This window comes from Cumulibacter manganitolerans (genome assembly GCF_009602465.1).
In the GTDB taxonomy this organism is placed as follows: domain Bacteria; phylum Actinomycetota; class Actinomycetes; order Mycobacteriales; family Antricoccaceae; genus Cumulibacter; species Cumulibacter manganitolerans.
In genome coordinates this window covers 40,520-56,109 of the sequence record NZ_WBKP01000022.1, presented here as the reverse complement: position 1 = coordinate 56,109, position 15,590 = coordinate 40,520, and the positions used below count along the sequence as shown (strand labels likewise).

Here is a 15,590-nt window from a genome sequence, read left to right as displayed (position 1 = left end):
GACCCGATCAGCGGCGAGATCACGAACGCGGACGCGACCCGGCGGCGGTTCACCGGCGCCACCCGCCGCGCCATCATGGCCCGCGACCGGGACTGCCGCGGCTGCGGCGCACCCATCCGCCACCTCGACCACATCCAGCCCCACGCCGCCGGCGGACCCACCACCATCGCCAACGGGCAAGGCCTGTGCCAACGCTGCAACCAGGTCAAGGAACAACCCGGCTGGCGCACCCAGCCCCGGATCATCCAGGGCCGGCACGTCACCGTCACCACCACACCCACCGGCCACGCCTACATCAGCACCCCACCACTACCCGTCAGCGAACCGCCACCACGACAGGTCACCAGCCTCGAGCAACACCTACGCCAGCGCCTCGAGCACACCCACCCCGAGCGGGATGGGCCGGCCTCGTACGCCAGGTGCGCTGACGGTCCCCTCGAGGCGCGCATGATCGACTGCTTCGTCCCGCCCCCGGGCCTCAGCGCCGTATAGGGGTGGATCGGGTTATGTAATCCAGCACACACCTATGTCAGAGATCGGTGCAATGATGGGGCTCGTGACGACTCCGACCAGCCAAAACACTGATCCAGCGACGCTGCTCAGCCGATACGGCGAGGTACGTGCCCATACGGAGCTCCTCGCCACGCCGCTGTCGCCGGAGGACCAGACCGTGCAGTCGATGCCGGATGCCTCCCCGACGAAGTGGCATCGCGCGCACGCCACATGGTTCTTCGAGACCTTCGTGCTCGCCGAGGCAGAGAACGACTTCACGCCGTTCCAGGACAAGTACTGGTTCCTGTTCAACAGCTACTACGAGGCGGTCGGCCCGCGCTTCGCCCGCCCGATGCGCGGGGTCATCAGCCGGCCCGGGGTACACGACGTGGGCGTGTACCGGCGCAACGTGGACGAACGGATGCGAGACCTTCTCGAGGTCCTCGACGACGGGGCGATCGCGAAGATCGCCGACACCATCGAGCTGGGCTTCCACCACGAGCAGCAGCACCAGGAGCTGCTGCTGATGGATATCAAGCACGTGCTTTCGCTCAATCCGTTGCAGCCTGCCTATGTCGATACCACCGCGATCCGCGGCGAGGCCGGCCCGCTCGGCTGGCGCGAGTACGAAGGCGGACTGGTGGAGATCGGGCGCGAGGGCGACGGCTTCTGCTTCGACAACGAGCTGCCCCGGCACCAGCAATACCTTCTTCCGTACCGGCTTGCCGATCGACTGGTGACCAATGGTGAGTGGCTCGAGTTCATGGCCGACGGAGGCTACCGGCGTCCCGAGCTCTGGCTCTCGGACGGATGGGGCCGCGTGCAGGGCGAAGGCTGGTCAGCGCCCCTCTACTGGTCCGAGGTTGACGGAGTCTGGCTCGAGCACACGTTGCACGGCACCTTCCCGGCGGATCCCGGCTTGCCGGTCTGCCATGTCAGCCATTACGAGGCGGACGCCTACGCGACTTGGGCCGGCAAGCGGCTGCCGACCGAGGCCGAGTGGGAGCACGCCGCTGGGCAGACCTCGCCCCCACGCGAGCAGCCGGCTGCCGTGCAGATGTCGACCCCGTCGTGGCATCCGAGACCGGCCGGCGCGTCCACCGGCGACCTGCGACAGCTGGCCGGGGACTGCTGGCAGTGGACCTCCTCGGCCTACCTGCCTTACCCCGGGTTCCACCCGCCGAGCGGCGCGATCGGGGAATACAACGGGAAGTTCATGTCCAACCAGATGGTTCTTCGCGGCGGATGCGTGCTGACGCCACCGGGCCACGCGCGGACGTCGTACCGGAACTTCTTCCCTCCCCACGCGCGGTGGCCGGTCACCGGTGTGCGGCTCGCCGACGACGGCGGCCGGTTGCCCAGGTGACCGGCCAGACGTCAGAGGGCGCTGCCTGCCAAGGCACCGCTCCCGCGATCTCGTCGTCAGCCAGGCTGGATTCCCACCCATCAAAGGAGACTACGTATGAGGCCCACCGCTGCCCCGCCGGCTACTGACGTCGACGTCCTGCTCGAGTCCGAGGAGCAGCGCCAGATTCTCGAGCACGACGCGCGCAGCGGGTTGACCGCCTCTCCCAAGTGGCTGCCACCGAAGTACTTCTACGACGACGCGGGCAGCGTGCTCTTCGAGGAGATCACCCGGCTTCCTGAGTACTACCCGACGCGGGCCGAGCACGCGCTGCTGAACGGCGTGGCCGCCGACATCGCTGCCGCTGCCGATGCCGAGGTGCTCGTCGAGCTCGGCTCCGGCTCCAGCGAGAAGACTCGGCTGCTGCTGGATGCGATGACGGATGCCGGGGCACTCACCCAGTACGTCCCTGTGGACGTCAGCCTCGGAGCTCTGCGGGCGGCCGTCCCTCAGTTGCGGCAGTTCTATCCCGAGCTGGCCATCCGTGGCGTCGTGGCGGACTTCGACCGTCACCTGGCCCACCTGCCCGGCGAGGGCCGCCGCCTGGTGGCACTTCTGGGCAGCACCCTGGGCAACTATCCCCCGCTTCCCCGCGGCGAGTTCCTGGGCGGACTGGCGGCAACCTTGAACGACGGCGACACGCTACTGCTCGGCCTGGACCTCGTGAAGGACGCCGGTCGACTGGTCGCCGCGTACGACGATGCCGCCGCCGTGACCGCGGCGTTCAATCGCAACGTGCTGCACGTGCTCAACGGCGAGCTCGGCGCCGACTTCGACCCGATGGCTTTCGACCACGTAGCACTCTGGGATTCCGAGAACGAGTGGATCGAGATGCGCCTGCGGGCTCAGGCACCGATGACGGTGACCATTCCCGCCTTGTCCCTCACGATCGAACTTGCGGCGGGTGAGGAGATCCGTACCGAGATCTCGGCCAAGTTCCGACGGGAACGGATCGCTCGAGAGCTCGAGGCAGTCGGGCTGCGCCTCGAGGGCTGGTGGAGCGACGACGCCGGCGACTACGCGCTCGCCCTGGCGCGACGCTGAACGCCGAGCGCACACCGCATCGCCGTCCAGCCTGGTGACCTCAGCGGATCAAGGCTGGAAGCCACGGAGGCCCTCTGCGTCGAGGATCTCCACCAGGCGTCCCGGGCCGAGCCGGATCAGGCCGCGTTCGCGCATCGCTGCCAGGCGCCGGCTGATGGTCTCCGGCGTCGTCCCGAGGTACGACGCGAGGTCCTTCTTGGTGGTGGCGAGCCGGAACCGACCGCCGCCCGCGGCGACGGACTGCTCGAGCAGGTGCCTGGCCAGGCGTTCGCCCACGGAGAGTCCGGACAGCGCGGAGAGCTGGCTCTCCGCGACGTGGAGCCGGCCGGCCACCGCCTTGAGCAGGTCGAGCGCAACGTCTGGACTGCGCTCGAGCAGGGCCGTGATGTCGTCGCGGCTGATCGAGCACACCTCGCTCGGCTGGACCGCCTCCGCGAAGTCGTCGGCTTCGACGGTCGTCAGAAGGGCGGTCTCGCCGAGAAAGTCTCCAGGGCCGACGATGCGAACGAGCTGCTCGGCTCCGCTGTCGGTCAGCCGATAGAGCTTCACCTGCCCGCGGTGGACGATGTGCAGCCCGGGGTGGTCGCCGGGGGCGAAGATCCTCTGCTGCCGGTCGTAGTAGCGCGTCCGAGCCACGGCTGCGACCCGGTGCCGGTCGTCCTCCGAGAGGGTGGCGAAGATCGGCACCAGGCTGACGCAGTGGAACCGATGGTCGTGCGCCGCGGCGGCACCCGAGGGTGCACTTGGCTGCTTGCTCATGGCGGTCCTCTCAGAGCCGGATGACCCGGCCCACCAGAGCATCCTCCCGCAGATAAGGCTGTCGCCAGCTTCGGCTGTCATCGGAGATCGGCCTGTTGTCACCGAGCAGGAACAGGCTCCGCGCGGGGACGGCGTACGTCGCCGGTCGGACCGCCTGTGGGCTGTGGCGGGCATACGGCTCGGCGAGCCGACGTCCGTCGACCCACACATGGCCTCCGGCGTCTAGCACGATGTGCTCGCCCGGGAGACCGACGGCCCGCTTGACCACCACCCGCCCGAGCTCCTCCGAGCGCACCAGCACCACGTCGCCTCGGGCCACGCCCTCGACCGAACGCAGCGGGCGGACAAGGACACGTTGCCCGGGCTGAAGGGCGGGCTCCATGGAGACCGACTCGATCCGGGCGGGCGCGGCCACCCAACGCCGGAGCACCAGGCCGGCGCCGAGGCCGATCATCATCGCGGTGGCGATGAGCATGATCGTGGTCATGGCTCCTCCGGTCCGGTGCTGCGGCAGTCGCACTGCGGCGGCTCAGGCGTGCTGACCAACCGGGTGGTGGTCCGGCTCGGCGTGCCCATGACCGTGGTCATGGTCGGCGTCCCCATGACCGTGGTCGTGGCCCTCCGCCAGCTTGAAGAACCCGATGTACGCCTCGAGGTAGGCCCGGCCGGCGTCCACGTCATCTGCCGCGAACTCCTTGCGCGCCAGCACTTCGGCGAACCGCCGCTCGATCTCCGGAAGCTGCTGCGCGGGGACCAGATCGACCAGCGGCGCCAGGCTTCCGGTAGCGACAGCCTCGTCCGCGGCCCGGACGCGATCGTCTATCGGCGCACCGGCCGGCTGCAGACCGGTGTACGGCGCTCCTTCCCCGGCGCGGTGGATGCGCACGAGGTTCTCGAGGAACCACTGGTCCGCGACGAACCGGGCATCCTCACCGAGGCGTCGTGCTGCCTGCGCTTGCGAGAAGATCCGGCGCAGCTCGGCGTCACCGTCCGGCTGCACCCACTTGAGGGCGATGTGCACATCGCCGGACTCCAGAGCCAGCCGGCCGTCCCGTACTGCGGGACCGTCCATGGTGTCGCAGTGCGCGCTCGCGGTCCTCGGCCTCAGCAGCACCACGGCAGCGAGGGTGGCCAACGCGGCGACGACGCCGAGCGTGACGATGAGGGTGGCGGTCATGATGAGCTCCTCCGTGGTCGGGATGGCTCGAACGTACGTCGGGCCTGCGTACGCGGCCTTGACCCAGATCATGATTCGTGGGCGTCCTCCGGCACCGACGGCGATACCCACGTCGGCCTGCACCAATGAAGGCGAGTCGTTGACGCCGTCCCCGACCATCGCCAAGACGCGTCCCTGAGCCTGGGGCTGCTGGACCTGATGGGCCTTGTCCTCGGGCAGCACCTCAGCGATCACGTCGTCGATGCCCAGGTCCTCGGCGATCCGATCGGCCGTCGCCCGGTTGTCGCCGGTAAGCATGACCATGCGGATGCCGGCCTCGTGCAACGCTGCTACGGCGGCCACGGACGTCTCGCGGGCCGCGTCGGCGATGCCGATGACCGCCACGACCTCCCCGTCGACGCCGACGAATACCGCCGTACGACCGCCGGAGGTGACCTTGTCGCGGCGGGCTTCGAGTGCACCGATGCTGATGCCTTCGGACTCCATCAGGCGGCGGTTGCCGATCGCCACCGCATGGCCCTCGACGTCGGCGAGGGCACCGATGCCGGTGACGTTCCGGAAGCTCGTGGCTTGGAGCCGCGGCACGCCGGTTGCGTCGACGTGGCGTACGACCGCTTCGGCGAGCGGACTCACGCTCGAGGGCTTCGGCGAGCGCGAGCACCCGGTCGTGCTCGATTCCGTCGACGATGACCTCCGTGACCTCCGGCTCGCCCTTGGTCAGGGTGCCGGTCTTGTCGAAGACGACGGTGTCGATGCGGGCGGCGGTCTCGATCGCGGTCGCGTTCTTGAACAGGATCCCGCGCCCGGCGCCCAGCGCGGACCCCACCATGATGGCGGTCGGTGTGGCCAGACAGAGGGCATCGGGACAGGTGATCACGACGACGGTGACGGCGAACAGCAGCGCGGTCTGCACGCTTGCCCCTGCCGCGAGCCAGACCAGGAAGGTGCCGGCGCCGCCGCCCAGCGCGACGAGCACCAGCCAGAACGCCGCCCTGTCGGCCAACCGCTGTCCGGGAGCCTTGGAGTTCTGCGCCTGCTGGACGAGCGCGACGATCTGGGCCAACGCGGTGTCTGCGCCCACCTTGGCGGCCCGCACCCGTAGGGTGCCGCTGGTGTTGACGGTGGCGCCGATGACCGCATCGCCGGGCGACTTGTGGACCGGAAGGCCCCGCCGGGTTCGACCCGCCGGGGCAGGGCCCGGCGTGACTGCGACCGGCGATCGTCAGCGGTCGCAGCTCACTTGAGCCGCACCATGAGCTGGCCGTTCTCCGCGACCTTCGAGACCACCTGGTCGCCACGCGATTCGACGAAGGCGCGGAACGAGGAGAAGCCGAGCGACTTCTCCTTGAACGCGGGATCCATGCGCTGCATTTGGCTCTTGACGCCACCTGCGTGGACCCAGTCGTCATCACTCTTCTGCAGGCCCACCCGCGTCGCGCGGACGAGGAGATTGGTCGCCGCGACCGCCGCGGAGTTCTTGGGCGAGCGCTTCGCCGACTTCGTCGCTGCCGGCTTGTCCGCGACGTCCGGCTTCTTCGCTTCCGAGACAGGGGCCGGTGTGACACCCGGCAGATGCGCGTAGTCGATGAACTCGTTGCAGGCCGACACCAGGGCACGGCTCGTCGACCCGGTGACCCCGATGCCGACCACGTACCGGCCGAGTTGCTTGCAGCTCTGGGCCAGCGGTACGAAGTCGGAGTCGCCGGCGACCAGGACGACGTGGGTGATCTCGGGGTGGCGCATCAGGTCCTCGACCGCGTCGACCGCGAGCCTGATGTCCGCGCCGTTCTTGACGCCGGAGGCGTGGAAGAGCTGGACCAGGTGCAGCGACCGTTCGATGAGCTCGGTGCGGTACGACGCGTTGACCGGCACCGACCAGTCCGCATACGCGCGGCTCAAGGAGACGCTTCCGAACGAGGCGGCGAAGTCGATGATCGCCCCGATGTCGACCCGCGCCGCCGTCAGCTTGACGTCGATCGGGTCCTTCGAGCCTGCCGGCTGGCCGTGCTGGCGCGGATCGTCCTTGCGCCACGCCTGCTTGCCGTGCACGTCGTCATACCGCGAGATGACCACATTGTCGAAATCGATGTACACCGCGACGCGTTCACTCATGCTCGGAGACTACGGGCAGCGGCACCGCATCGGGACGGACGGGCCGACACGCCGTCCGCCAGCAACAGACGAGCCGGGCTTCGGCCTACTCCGTGGCGAGGAGCTTCTCGACCCACGTCCAGTCGATGCGCTCCTGCTCGAGGCGAACCCGCGGACCCAGGGCGTCGGTGACCAGGTCCGTGTACAGCGCGAGCTCGTCGGCGGTCAGCCGGCCGAGGGCGGCGCTCGTCGGCTTGGTATCACTTCCCCATCGCTCACGGTGGGCGACCAGCGTGGCTCGGTCCATGAGGACCGATGTCGTCTGTGGAAGCCAGGCACGAAGCTGATCGAGCATCGCGAAGCCATGCGTGTCGAGGTCGCCCCAGTACCGCACATGCGCGTCCTTCAGCCACGGAAGCCGACCTACTCGATCGACCGCGAAGCCTTCTCCCCAGATCACGACGCCGTCGGCGGGAACGTCCACGCTGAGGTAGCTGATCTCGTTCTCGATCACCAACGCCCGACGTGGCGCGATCTCCAGGAGGCGCATCTCCACAGGGCGCAGGGCGATCTCGGTCGTGTGCCGCGGCAGTCCGAGCATCGGCGCGGGGCGGATTCGTACCAGACGCGGTTTGGCCCGCAACCCGAGCTCCGCCAGGAACTTCGGCGGGCTCGGCGATACCTCGAGGATCGCGGCAAGCACTGCCCTGTGCTGCTCGGCGAACTTGGTATCGACGCCCGGCGCGCTGATCTCACGCAGGTAGCGCCCGGATCCGCGGTGCGCGTCGAGCCAGTCGTATGCCCCGACCAGCCGGGCGAACTGCTCGTGCAGGCGGAGGGCGTCGTGCGGCTTGGCCACCACCCACCGGCGCACCGCCGTCCGGTGACCCGCTCGTGCGAGGATCTCGTCGAATCGGTGTACGGCGTCGCGGACGCCGAGCAGTTGCCACACCTGGTCGGCCCGGTCGATTATCGCGCGCAAAGGAATCTCGTTACGCCCGATGGCACGACCGCCGACGGGCTGCCAGACAAGGCCGTAGCTGCCATCGTCGCGGCGGCCGGCATCCAACGCGGCGATCCAGTCACGCACCGCGGCGAGGTCGTCGCCGATCTCTGCGGGCTTCGGACCGCGTAACCGGATCTGGATGGGCTCGAAGGGCGCAGCTCCCGCGTAACGGCGCAGCAGACTGCCGTCGTCCCACCTGCGGCGCACCACGGCCGCGATGTCCCGCGGCGTCGTCCATCCACGGGTCATGCGCTGCCGCCGTCTCGACGTGCACGGTATTCCTCGATCGTCATCGTGTACAGCCGCGAGAACGTGCCGTCCGGATTGTCAACGAAGCCGATGGCCTTCACATACGGCTCGATGATGTGCACCTTCTGCAGCGGCGTCACGATCAGCAGCTGCAGTCCCAGGCGGTCGAACAGCTCCAGCGCGTAGCGGGTCGACGCGTCCGAGCCCCTCCCGAAGGCCTCGTCGATGACGGCGAACCGGAAGTCCTTCGACTTCACCGCTCCCCATTCAAGCCCGAACTGGTACGCGAGCGAAGCGGCGAGGATGGTGTAGGCGAGCTTCTCCTTCTGGCCACCGGACTTACCGTCGGAATCGCTGTAGTGCTCCCATTCGACGTGGGTATCACGATCGCGTTCGGACGCCGAGAACACGAACCAGTTGCGGACGTCGGTGACCCGTCGGGTCCACGCCTTGTCGGAGTCGGCGAAGCCGTCCCGGCCGCGGAATCGTTCGATGATCCGCTGGACGTCCAGGAATCGTTGTTCGGAGTACTGGTCGCCGTCGACACGCAGGCTGTCGTTCGTGAGGTTGCGCAGGTCGCCGCGGAACTGCGCGACCTCCTGGTTGGATGTCGGCTCCTTCTCCAGCCGGATGTACCGCCCCGGGTTGTACGGGACGGCACCGAGCGCCTCGTTGATCCGGCCGACACGCTCGTCGATGGCGGCGGCCTGGCGGCCCAGCCAGTTGTTGAAGCCGGCGAGCTCCTGGATCGCATTCTTGTTGAGCTGATGCTTGAACTCCGTCTCGAACCGCGGAAGGTCGTCGCCGGCGACGCGTTCCCGCAGCGCCACGAAGTCGCCGCGCGATTCCACCGCGGCATCGAGGTCGGCGCGCAGCTCGGGCCAGCGGCGCAGCACCTCGCCCATGTCCTGGACCAGCCGTTGCCCGAAGCCGCCGAGCTCGCGGCCCAGTCGCTCGATCCGCCCGTACAGCTCATCGCTAAGCGCCGACTCGGCCGAAGCGCAGTCGGCCGCGCGCGTCGGCCGTCTGCCGCGAAGTCGCTCGTGGAGGGCGGCGTACGCCGATCGAGCCGCGGCGCATTCGTCCTCCGGGACGGCCGAGATCAGCTCAAGGTCACGCTGCCGCTCGCGGGTGGACGAATCGGCAGCCTGCGCAGTAGTGGCCAGCCGGCCGGTCAGCTCGTCGATGCGCTGCGTGACCCCGGTTGCCTGGCGCTCGGCGGCATCGAGCTCTCGGCCGATCTCGACGAGCCGGGATGAGCCGGCTGCCAGCCGCGCCCGCTCCTGGTCGTGCGAGGTGGCGCGATCCACTGCCTCGTCCGCGTCGAGCTCTGACCACGACAGGTACCCCTCCAGGCGGGCCAATGCCTGAAGGCGTGACTGGACGGTGTCACGCTCTCCGAGGATCCGCGCGGACTCACCCGCCGCCGCGGCCAGCTCCGCGTCGAGGTTCTCGATCTCGCCACGAAGCGCCGCGATCTTTCGTTCGTTCGCCCAGCCGAGTACCCACCGCCGCGGGTCGTTGATGTCATGCCGGTCGTCCTTGTCGTGACGGTCACCGGACCGGACCTGGCCCGCACGCGTGACCGCCCGGCGCTCGGTCCGGAACTCCTCGAGAGTTCGCGCGCAGCGGTGGTCGGCGCGCTTGCCGAGCTCGCCGGAGAGGTAGGCCGTGAACGGGCCGTCCTTGATCTGGATGCAGTCGGCGAGAGCGAGTGGACCGCCCGACGCCGGCTGCAGCGCCAGCTGACGGTCAGGAACGCGGACATAGGTGAGCCGGGCGCCTATCTCACGGTCGCCGCGCCCGCGGAAGGTCAGCCGTCGGCCGTTGACCCACCCGGCGACCGCCTCGTAATGGCGCTGGGGCACGAGCAGCGACAGCGCAAACCCACGAAGTACGCGTTCGGCGGCGCCACGCCACTCGGCGTGCTCCTCACGGAGATCGAGCTGCTCACCGGCATACGGCAGCTCCTCGACGCTGAGATCGAGGTCAGCGCACAGCTGCACCCGGACGTCGACCTGCTCGATCGGCAGGTTGCTCGTGCGCTGCTGCAGGCTCTCGAGTTCCTCGTCGACCACGGCACGTCGTCGCTTGAGGTCCTTCTCACGCGCGATCGCCTCCGCAGCGTCGTTGTCGAGTGCGCGCTTGGCCTCGGTGAGCTTCGGGAGCTCGCCCGCGACGCGAGTGGTCAACGCCTCGAACCCGCCGCTGCCGGTGATGGGATCGAGCCCGGCGTCGGAGATCGCAGCATCGAACTGGTCGCGCGCGAGACGCCGCTGCGCGGCCTGCGTGCGCGCTTCGCGGGCGAGCCGTTCGAGCTCGCCGATCCGGTCACCACCCTCCCTGGCGCGTTCTTCGATGAGCGCGTCGCGGCGGTCGGCGAGCAGTCGCTGCTGGGTCTTCGCGGCGCCCAGCTCCTCGCCCCATCGCTCTTTCTCGGACTCGAGCCGGCGGACCTCCGCCTCGAGCAGACCGGCTCGGAGCTCGGCGATAAACAGCCGCACGGCCGCCCGTTCCTGCTCAACGCCGTCGCGCTGCCGCAGGGCATCGTCGTACTTCGCTGCTGTGACCGTGATCGGCGTCAGGACCTCCAGCTGCTCGCGGGCCCTCTTGACCGCGTCGTGCGCCTTGGTGAGGTCGTCGAAGTGCGCGATGATGTCGCCGACCCGGCCGCTGGAATCGCTGGGCTCCAGCATGTGGTCGCGGACGAAGTCGTTGAGATTGCCGACGGACTTCATCGAGACGGTCTGGTGGAACAGCTCCAGGGCCTGCTCCGAGCGGATCCCGAGCAGCCGCCGCAGCGAGGTGGCGTACTTGGGAAACTCGTCGAAGATGTCGGCTCCGGTGCCCCGTAACCGCTTGCGCAGGTCGCGGAGGTCGGAACCGAAGTCCGCGAAGTCCGTCGCGATCGACAGTTCCTGTCGCGCCGTGACGAAGAATCGGTACGGTTGGCCGGTGGGCTCGCGCTGCTGGAAGACCTGTGCGAGGGTGACCGTCTCGTCATAGCCGTCGTTGCCGAACACGCCGACGATCACCGAGTAGGTACGGGAGCCCGAGCGAAGCCCGATGGCACGAGATCTGCCGGAGGACTCGACGCGCTCCGACTTGTAGTGGCCCTCGACGTACGACCGCAGTGACCGCTCGCGGGTGTCTGCCCCGGCGGCCTTGTTGTACGCGATCCTGTGTGCCGGCATCAGGAGCGTCGTCACCGCGTCGACGAGCGTCGACTTGCCCGACCCGATGTCCCCGGTGAGCAGCGCCGAGTCGGACCTGGGAGCCAGCCGCCAGACGTGCTTGTCGAACGTGCCCCAGTTGAGGACCTCGATGTGGCGGAGCCGGTAGCCGGCTCGGGAGTCGTCGCCACCCGCGAGCTCGAGCCGTGAGAATAGACCGTCAGTCATCGGAAGCCTCTCCGCCGGCGTACTCGCGTAGCTTGCCGGCGAAGTCCGACAGCGTCTCGGCGTCGACGTACGCCTTGACGATGCGCCGCACCTCCCAGTGGTCGCGCTGATCGCGCAAGGGTCGGAGGAAACCGAGCTCCGCGGTCTTCTTGATCGTCGTCTCGGCTACGTCCACGAGCCGGGCCTCGTTGGTCGATTCGGCCTGGAACGTCCGCAGCATTTCCAGCAGCTGCTCGTTGCTGAGAATGAGGCGACCCTCGCCACCGCCGGTCTCGAACTCCAACAACCGCTTGCGCAGCAGCACCAGCAGCAGGCTGACGGGATAGGTGAGGCTGCGGCGACGCACCAGCCGAGGCAGGGCCTCCTCCCCGTCGGCCTCAGGACGCGACCGAAGGTAGGCGTAGCCTTCGTCTTCATCGACGACGACGTCGACTCCGATGGTCGCGAAATGATCGCGGACGCCGGCTCCAGCCGTCTCGAGGGTGAGCCACGTCGGCTCATCGGTCTCCCGATAGACCACCCCCTGCATCAGCCGGATGATCGCGCTGGCGGTGGCGTGCTGGTCGTTCACCGGCGTCGCACCGTCACCTTCGGCAGCCGCGCCCGTACGGTCCGGCTGGAATCTGTCGGGTCGGCGTAGTCGAGCACGATCTCGTCGTCGGAATCCATCTCGACCGTGATCTCTCCGTCGTCGATGGCGAGGTAGGAGATGATCTCTGCCGCTCCTTGCTCGATGGGGTACCAGGCGACGATGTCGGACAGCAGGGCGGCCGAGCGTTCGGGGAGCACCGCGCGGATGTTCTGCATCAGCCGCGTCGAGTCCACGAATGTCTGGGAGAACAGCAGATCGGGATCGACGTCCTCGACGGCCGGCGGAATCAGGCTCTCGACCTCGGCGGTCGCAGGTGGCCGGTACAGCGGTCGCGCGAACGGCAGCGCCATCGCGATTCCTGGCTCGTCGACCTCCAGGCCCACGTTCGGTGGCGTGTCGCGCATCTTCAGCGCGAGGCCTTCTACCTCGCGCACGAGGTCGAGAACCCTGCGGTTCTCCAGCCACACCTGGTCGTCGAGAAATCTGCGCAGCTGCTCAGAGATCTGCCGGACCGTCCGTTGCACCCGCTCCGCTGCCTCGGACCAGTCGTGTTGCACGTGTGTGAGTCGCCCGTCGGCCTCCACCTCGCCGAGCGCCGCCACCCGCCGGAGCAACTCGTTGAGCTCTTGCTGCCGGGTGCCGGACAGCAGGAATTCGTAGAACGCTTGGAAGCTATGGCCTTGGTCGGGCCCGGTGATGTCGGAGCGGCTGTCGACCAGCTCGGTGAGCAGCTCGCCCTTGCTGCCGACCCACCTGGCGATCTTCTCGCGTGCGGCGCGGTCAAGCCTCCGGAAGTTCTCCTCGACCTCGCGGAAGTCGGACAGCAGGTCGCGCGCCGTCGCGGTGAACTGCTGATAGCGGTCGCGGATGCCCGTCGGCCCGAGCACCGCCAGCTCGCCGGCCTCGACCGCGGCGATCTCGGAGTCGATCTCGGCGCGCTTCCTGCGCAACGTCTCGAGCCGGCTCTCGGGATCGGTGTCCGTCCCGTGAACGATCTGTCGCAACAGGTCGACTGCGATGTGCAACCGGGATTCGGTCGCGATGAACGGCCGGGCCTGCAGCGTGCCTATCCAGCCGTATGCCTTCTCGAAAGCCGGAGTGACCTCGTAGTGGACCTCGTCATCGCGGGCCGGGTAGAACCGCCGCAAGTAGCCGGCGTCCGGCGCGGCCCAGTCCTCGAGGTAGGCACGCGGCGCCTTCGGGAAGCGCAGCTCGCCGTCGGTGGAGCTCGCGTGATTCAGCCCGTAGAGGTGGTCGTCGAGCGCGGCCGCGAGCTCGCTCGCCGGGCACGCCCCGCGATTCTGCTCGACGAAGTACCCGCCGAGGAACGACAGGACGAGACCGGCGTTCCCGGCGCGCAGCAGCCGCCACGCGGCGTGGTGCTCACGCAGCGCCTCGATCGCCTCGAAATCCACCTCGCCATCGTAGGCGGGCGCCCCGACAAGGCCGACCACATCACCCACTCCGTATACCTAGCACCGCGAGGTATGGTGGTGGTGCGCTGCTGGGCAACCCGAGGACATCTCATGCACTTCGACAAAGAGCTGGTCGCCGCGTCGGCCACCCCTCTGGTCCTGGGCATCCTGGCCGAGGGCGAGTCGTACGGCTACGCGATACTGCAGCAGGTCGCCGAGCTGTCGGGCGGCCGGATCGACTGGACCGACGGCATGCTGTACCCCCTGCTACACCGGCTCGAGCGGCTCGGGAACATCACCGCATCGTGGACCACCTCCGAGCAGGGACGGCGCCGCAAGGTCTACGCGCTGACCGACCTCGGGCGGGAGTCGCTCGCCGAGCGCCGCGCCCAGTGGGTCGTCGTCAGCGACGCGCTGGACAAGGTCTGGCGACAAGCACGCTTCGTCTCCGCGCCCGGGGTCGCATGATGGACGTCGAGGCGCAGATCGAGCAGTGGCGGAGGTTTCTCGCGCGCCATCCGGCGATCACCGACGACGACGCCGAGGAGATGGAAGGCCATCTGCGCGACCAGATCGACGCCCTCAACGACGCCGGGCTGAGCCCGGACGAGGCGTTCCTCGTCTCCGTCAAGCGCATGGGCGCGCACGACGCCATTTCCCGCGAGTTCGCCCAGGAGCACTCCGAACGGCTGTGGAAGCAGCTCGTCACACCTGGCACCGCCGCGCGGGCTCACCGCCGCGGCATACCGGCGATGCTGGCGTTCGCGGTGGCGGCCGCGGTCGTCGTCCGAGCCGGAATCGCGGTCCTCGGCCAGGACCGCGCCGTCGCGAACGCGCCGCTCGCCCTCGCGCCGCTGGTCTGCTATCTCGCGTGGACCCGACGCCTGTCGCCCACCGCGTGGGTCGCGGTGGGCGGCGCAGCGGCGAGCACGGCGCTGCTGCTGAACCTCTACCCCTTCGCGGACGCCGGCGTCACCAGGGGCATCGCCGCGGCCCACGGCGCTGTCGTGATGTGGTTCGTCGTCGGCGTCGCGTACGCCGGTGGCGAGTGGCGGCCGGCCCGGAGACGGATGGACTTCATCCGGTTCACCGGCGAGTGGGTGATCTATCTGGCGCTGCTCGCGCTCGGCGGTGGCGTGCTGGTCGGACTGGCAGCCGGGGTCTTCAATGCGGTCGACGTCGACCCGGCGACGGCGCTCGGCAGCTGGATCGTGCCGATGGGCGCCGCCGGCGCCACGATCGTCGCGGCGTGGCTCGTCGAGGCCAAGCAGTCCGTCATCGAGAACATGGCGCCGGTGCTGACCCGGGTGTTCAGCCCGCTGACGGTGCTGCTGCTCGGCGCGGTGATCGTGGCGTTCGCGGTAAACGCGGCTCGCCTGGACGCCAATCGCGACCTGCTCGTCGTGATGGCACTGCTGCTGGTCCTGGTGCTCGGCCTGTGGCTGTACGCCGTCTCCGCCCGCGAGCCGCTCGCGGCGCCTGGGACGTTCGACTGGATCCTGCTCGCCCTGCTCATCGGGGCACTGATCGTCGATGCGATCGTGCTGACCTCGATGGTCTCGCGGATCGCCGAGTTCGGCTTGAGTGCCAACAAGGTATCCGCGCTGGGCCTCAACGTCGTCGTGCTGGTCAACCTCGTACGGTCGGCGTGGCTGTGCGGCGGATTCCTGCGCGGGACTCGACCGTTCGCCACGATCGAGCGGTGGCAGACCGACTACCTGCCGGTCTACGCCGCCTGGGCCGCGCTCGTCATGGTGGTCGTCCCGCCCGTCTTCGGCTTCGTCTGAGCGGTAGCGGGACGCCGCGGCCCGGGCGCCACCGCGACCTCGCCCGGTCCGGAAGACGTCGACCTTCCCGGCGTCTGGGCACCCCGGATGTCCTGCGGCCCGGATTCGCGTCGTTTTCGGAGACCACCGCCGTCCTCCCGCCGGGAGCCGGGGATGAGGTCAAGTCCACGTG

General features: G+C 68.9%; 13 protein-coding genes and 1 pseudogene. 5 read left to right on the top strand and 9 right to left on the bottom strand.

Annotated features, from left to right (window positions below):
• The 3 genes from F8A92_RS09935 to egtD form a co-directional block, all read left to right on the top strand.
• The coding region (locus tag F8A92_RS09935) for an HNH endonuclease (protein ID WP_194291436.1) at nt 1-492 on the top strand (492 nt) is incomplete at its 5' end.
• A gap of 64 nt (nt 493-556) precedes the next feature.
• The gene (gene egtB, locus F8A92_RS09930) at nt 557-1,858 is read left to right on the top strand and encodes an ergothioneine biosynthesis protein EgtB (RefSeq protein ID WP_228389341.1); all 1,302 of its coding nucleotides are present in this window, start codon (nt 557-559) and stop codon (nt 1,856-1,858) included.
• 96 nt (nt 1,859-1,954) lie between these two features.
• On the top strand, nt 1,955-2,941 hold the full coding sequence (egtD, locus tag F8A92_RS09925) for an L-histidine N(alpha)-methyltransferase (protein WP_153504999.1): 987 nt from the start codon (nt 1,955-1,957) through the stop codon (nt 2,939-2,941).
• Nucleotides 2,942-2,989: 48 nt separating this feature from the next.
• Here egtD and F8A92_RS09920 read toward each other — a convergent pair whose 3' ends face one another.
• From F8A92_RS09920 to F8A92_RS09885, 9 genes and pseudogenes are all read right to left on the bottom strand, one after another.
• Nucleotides 2,990-3,700, bottom strand: coding sequence for a Crp/Fnr family transcriptional regulator (locus tag F8A92_RS09920; RefSeq protein ID WP_153504998.1), 711 nt, complete (start codon nt 3,698-3,700; stop codon nt 2,990-2,992).
• A gap of 10 nt (nt 3,701-3,710) precedes the next feature.
• Nucleotides 3,711-4,187 carry a signal peptidase I gene (gene lepB, locus F8A92_RS09915; protein WP_153504997.1) on the bottom strand — a complete coding sequence of 159 codons (477 nt, stop codon included), beginning with the start codon at nt 4,185-4,187 and terminating at the stop codon, nt 3,711-3,713.
• A 42-nt stretch (nt 4,188-4,229) separates the two neighbouring features.
• Complete coding sequence (locus F8A92_RS19280) at nt 4,230-5,510, bottom strand: DUF6448 family protein (protein ID WP_323368429.1); 1,281 nt, start codon at nt 5,508-5,510, stop codon at nt 4,230-4,232.
• A 76-nt stretch (nt 5,511-5,586) separates the two neighbouring features.
• Nucleotides 5,587-6,009, bottom strand: a pseudogene (locus F8A92_RS19340) (HAD-IC family P-type ATPase); the annotation flags it as partial.
• Between the two features lie 104 nt (nt 6,010-6,113).
• Nucleotides 6,114-6,989 carry an NYN domain-containing protein gene (locus tag F8A92_RS09905; protein ID WP_153504996.1) on the bottom strand — a complete coding sequence of 292 codons (876 nt, stop codon included), beginning with the start codon at nt 6,987-6,989 and terminating at the stop codon, nt 6,114-6,116.
• Nucleotides 6,990-7,074: 85 nt separating this feature from the next.
• Nucleotides 7,075-8,223 (bottom strand): Wadjet anti-phage system protein JetD domain-containing protein, encoded by a 1,149-nt coding sequence (locus F8A92_RS09900; protein ID WP_153504995.1) that lies wholly within the window; start codon nt 8,221-8,223, stop codon nt 7,075-7,077.
• A complete protein-coding gene (locus F8A92_RS09895) occupies nt 8,220-11,624 on the bottom strand; it encodes an ATP-binding protein (protein WP_153504994.1) in 3,405 nt (1,134 codons plus the stop codon). The genes F8A92_RS09900 and F8A92_RS09895 overlap by 4 nt, the downstream gene beginning before the upstream one ends.
• Nucleotides 11,617-12,195 carry a DUF4194 domain-containing protein gene (locus F8A92_RS09890; RefSeq protein ID WP_153504993.1) on the bottom strand — a complete coding sequence of 193 codons (579 nt, stop codon included), beginning with the start codon at nt 12,193-12,195 and terminating at the stop codon, nt 11,617-11,619. The genes F8A92_RS09895 and F8A92_RS09890 overlap by 8 nt, the downstream gene beginning before the upstream one ends.
• Complete coding sequence (locus F8A92_RS09885) at nt 12,192-13,631, bottom strand: DUF3375 domain-containing protein (protein ID WP_153504992.1); 1,440 nt, start codon at nt 13,629-13,631, stop codon at nt 12,192-12,194. The genes F8A92_RS09890 and F8A92_RS09885 overlap by 4 nt, the downstream gene beginning before the upstream one ends.
• Before the next feature lie 111 nt (nt 13,632-13,742).
• Between F8A92_RS09885 and F8A92_RS09880 the strand changes: the two genes are divergently transcribed.
• Nucleotides 13,743-14,099, top strand: coding sequence for a PadR family transcriptional regulator (locus tag F8A92_RS09880; protein WP_153504991.1), 357 nt, complete (start codon nt 13,743-13,745; stop codon nt 14,097-14,099).
• A complete protein-coding gene (locus F8A92_RS09875; RefSeq protein ID WP_228389340.1) occupies nt 14,096-15,418 on the top strand; it encodes a permease prefix domain 1-containing protein in 1,323 nt (440 codons plus the stop codon). Before F8A92_RS09880 ends, F8A92_RS09875 begins: the two co-directional genes overlap by 4 nt.
• Nucleotides 15,419-15,590: the final 172 nt, after the last annotated feature.

Coding starts and splice junctions, on each gene's coding strand:
- egtD (WP_153504999.1), top strand. CDS start 1,955: ATGAGGCCCACCGCTGCCCCGCCGGCTACTGACGTCGACGTCCTGCTC.
- F8A92_RS09920 (WP_153504998.1), bottom strand. CDS start 3,700: ATGAGCAAGCAGCCAAGTGCACCCTCGGGTGCCGCCGCGGCGCACGAC.
- lepB (WP_153504997.1), bottom strand. CDS start 4,187: ATGACCACGATCATGCTCATCGCCACCGCGATGATGATCGGCCTCGGC.
- F8A92_RS09905 (WP_153504996.1), bottom strand. CDS start 6,989: ATGAGTGAACGCGTCGCGGTGTACATCGATTTCGACAATGTGGTCATC.
- F8A92_RS09900 (WP_153504995.1), bottom strand. CDS start 8,223: ATGACCCGTGGATGGACGACGCCGCGGGACATCGCGGCCGTGGTGCGC.
- F8A92_RS09895 (WP_153504994.1), bottom strand. CDS start 11,624: ATGACTGACGGTCTATTCTCACGGCTCGAGCTCGCGGGTGGCGACGAC.
- F8A92_RS09880 (WP_153504991.1), top strand. CDS start 13,743: ATGCACTTCGACAAAGAGCTGGTCGCCGCGTCGGCCACCCCTCTGGTC.
- F8A92_RS09875 (WP_228389340.1), top strand. CDS start 14,096: ATGATGGACGTCGAGGCGCAGATCGAGCAGTGGCGGAGGTTTCTCGCG.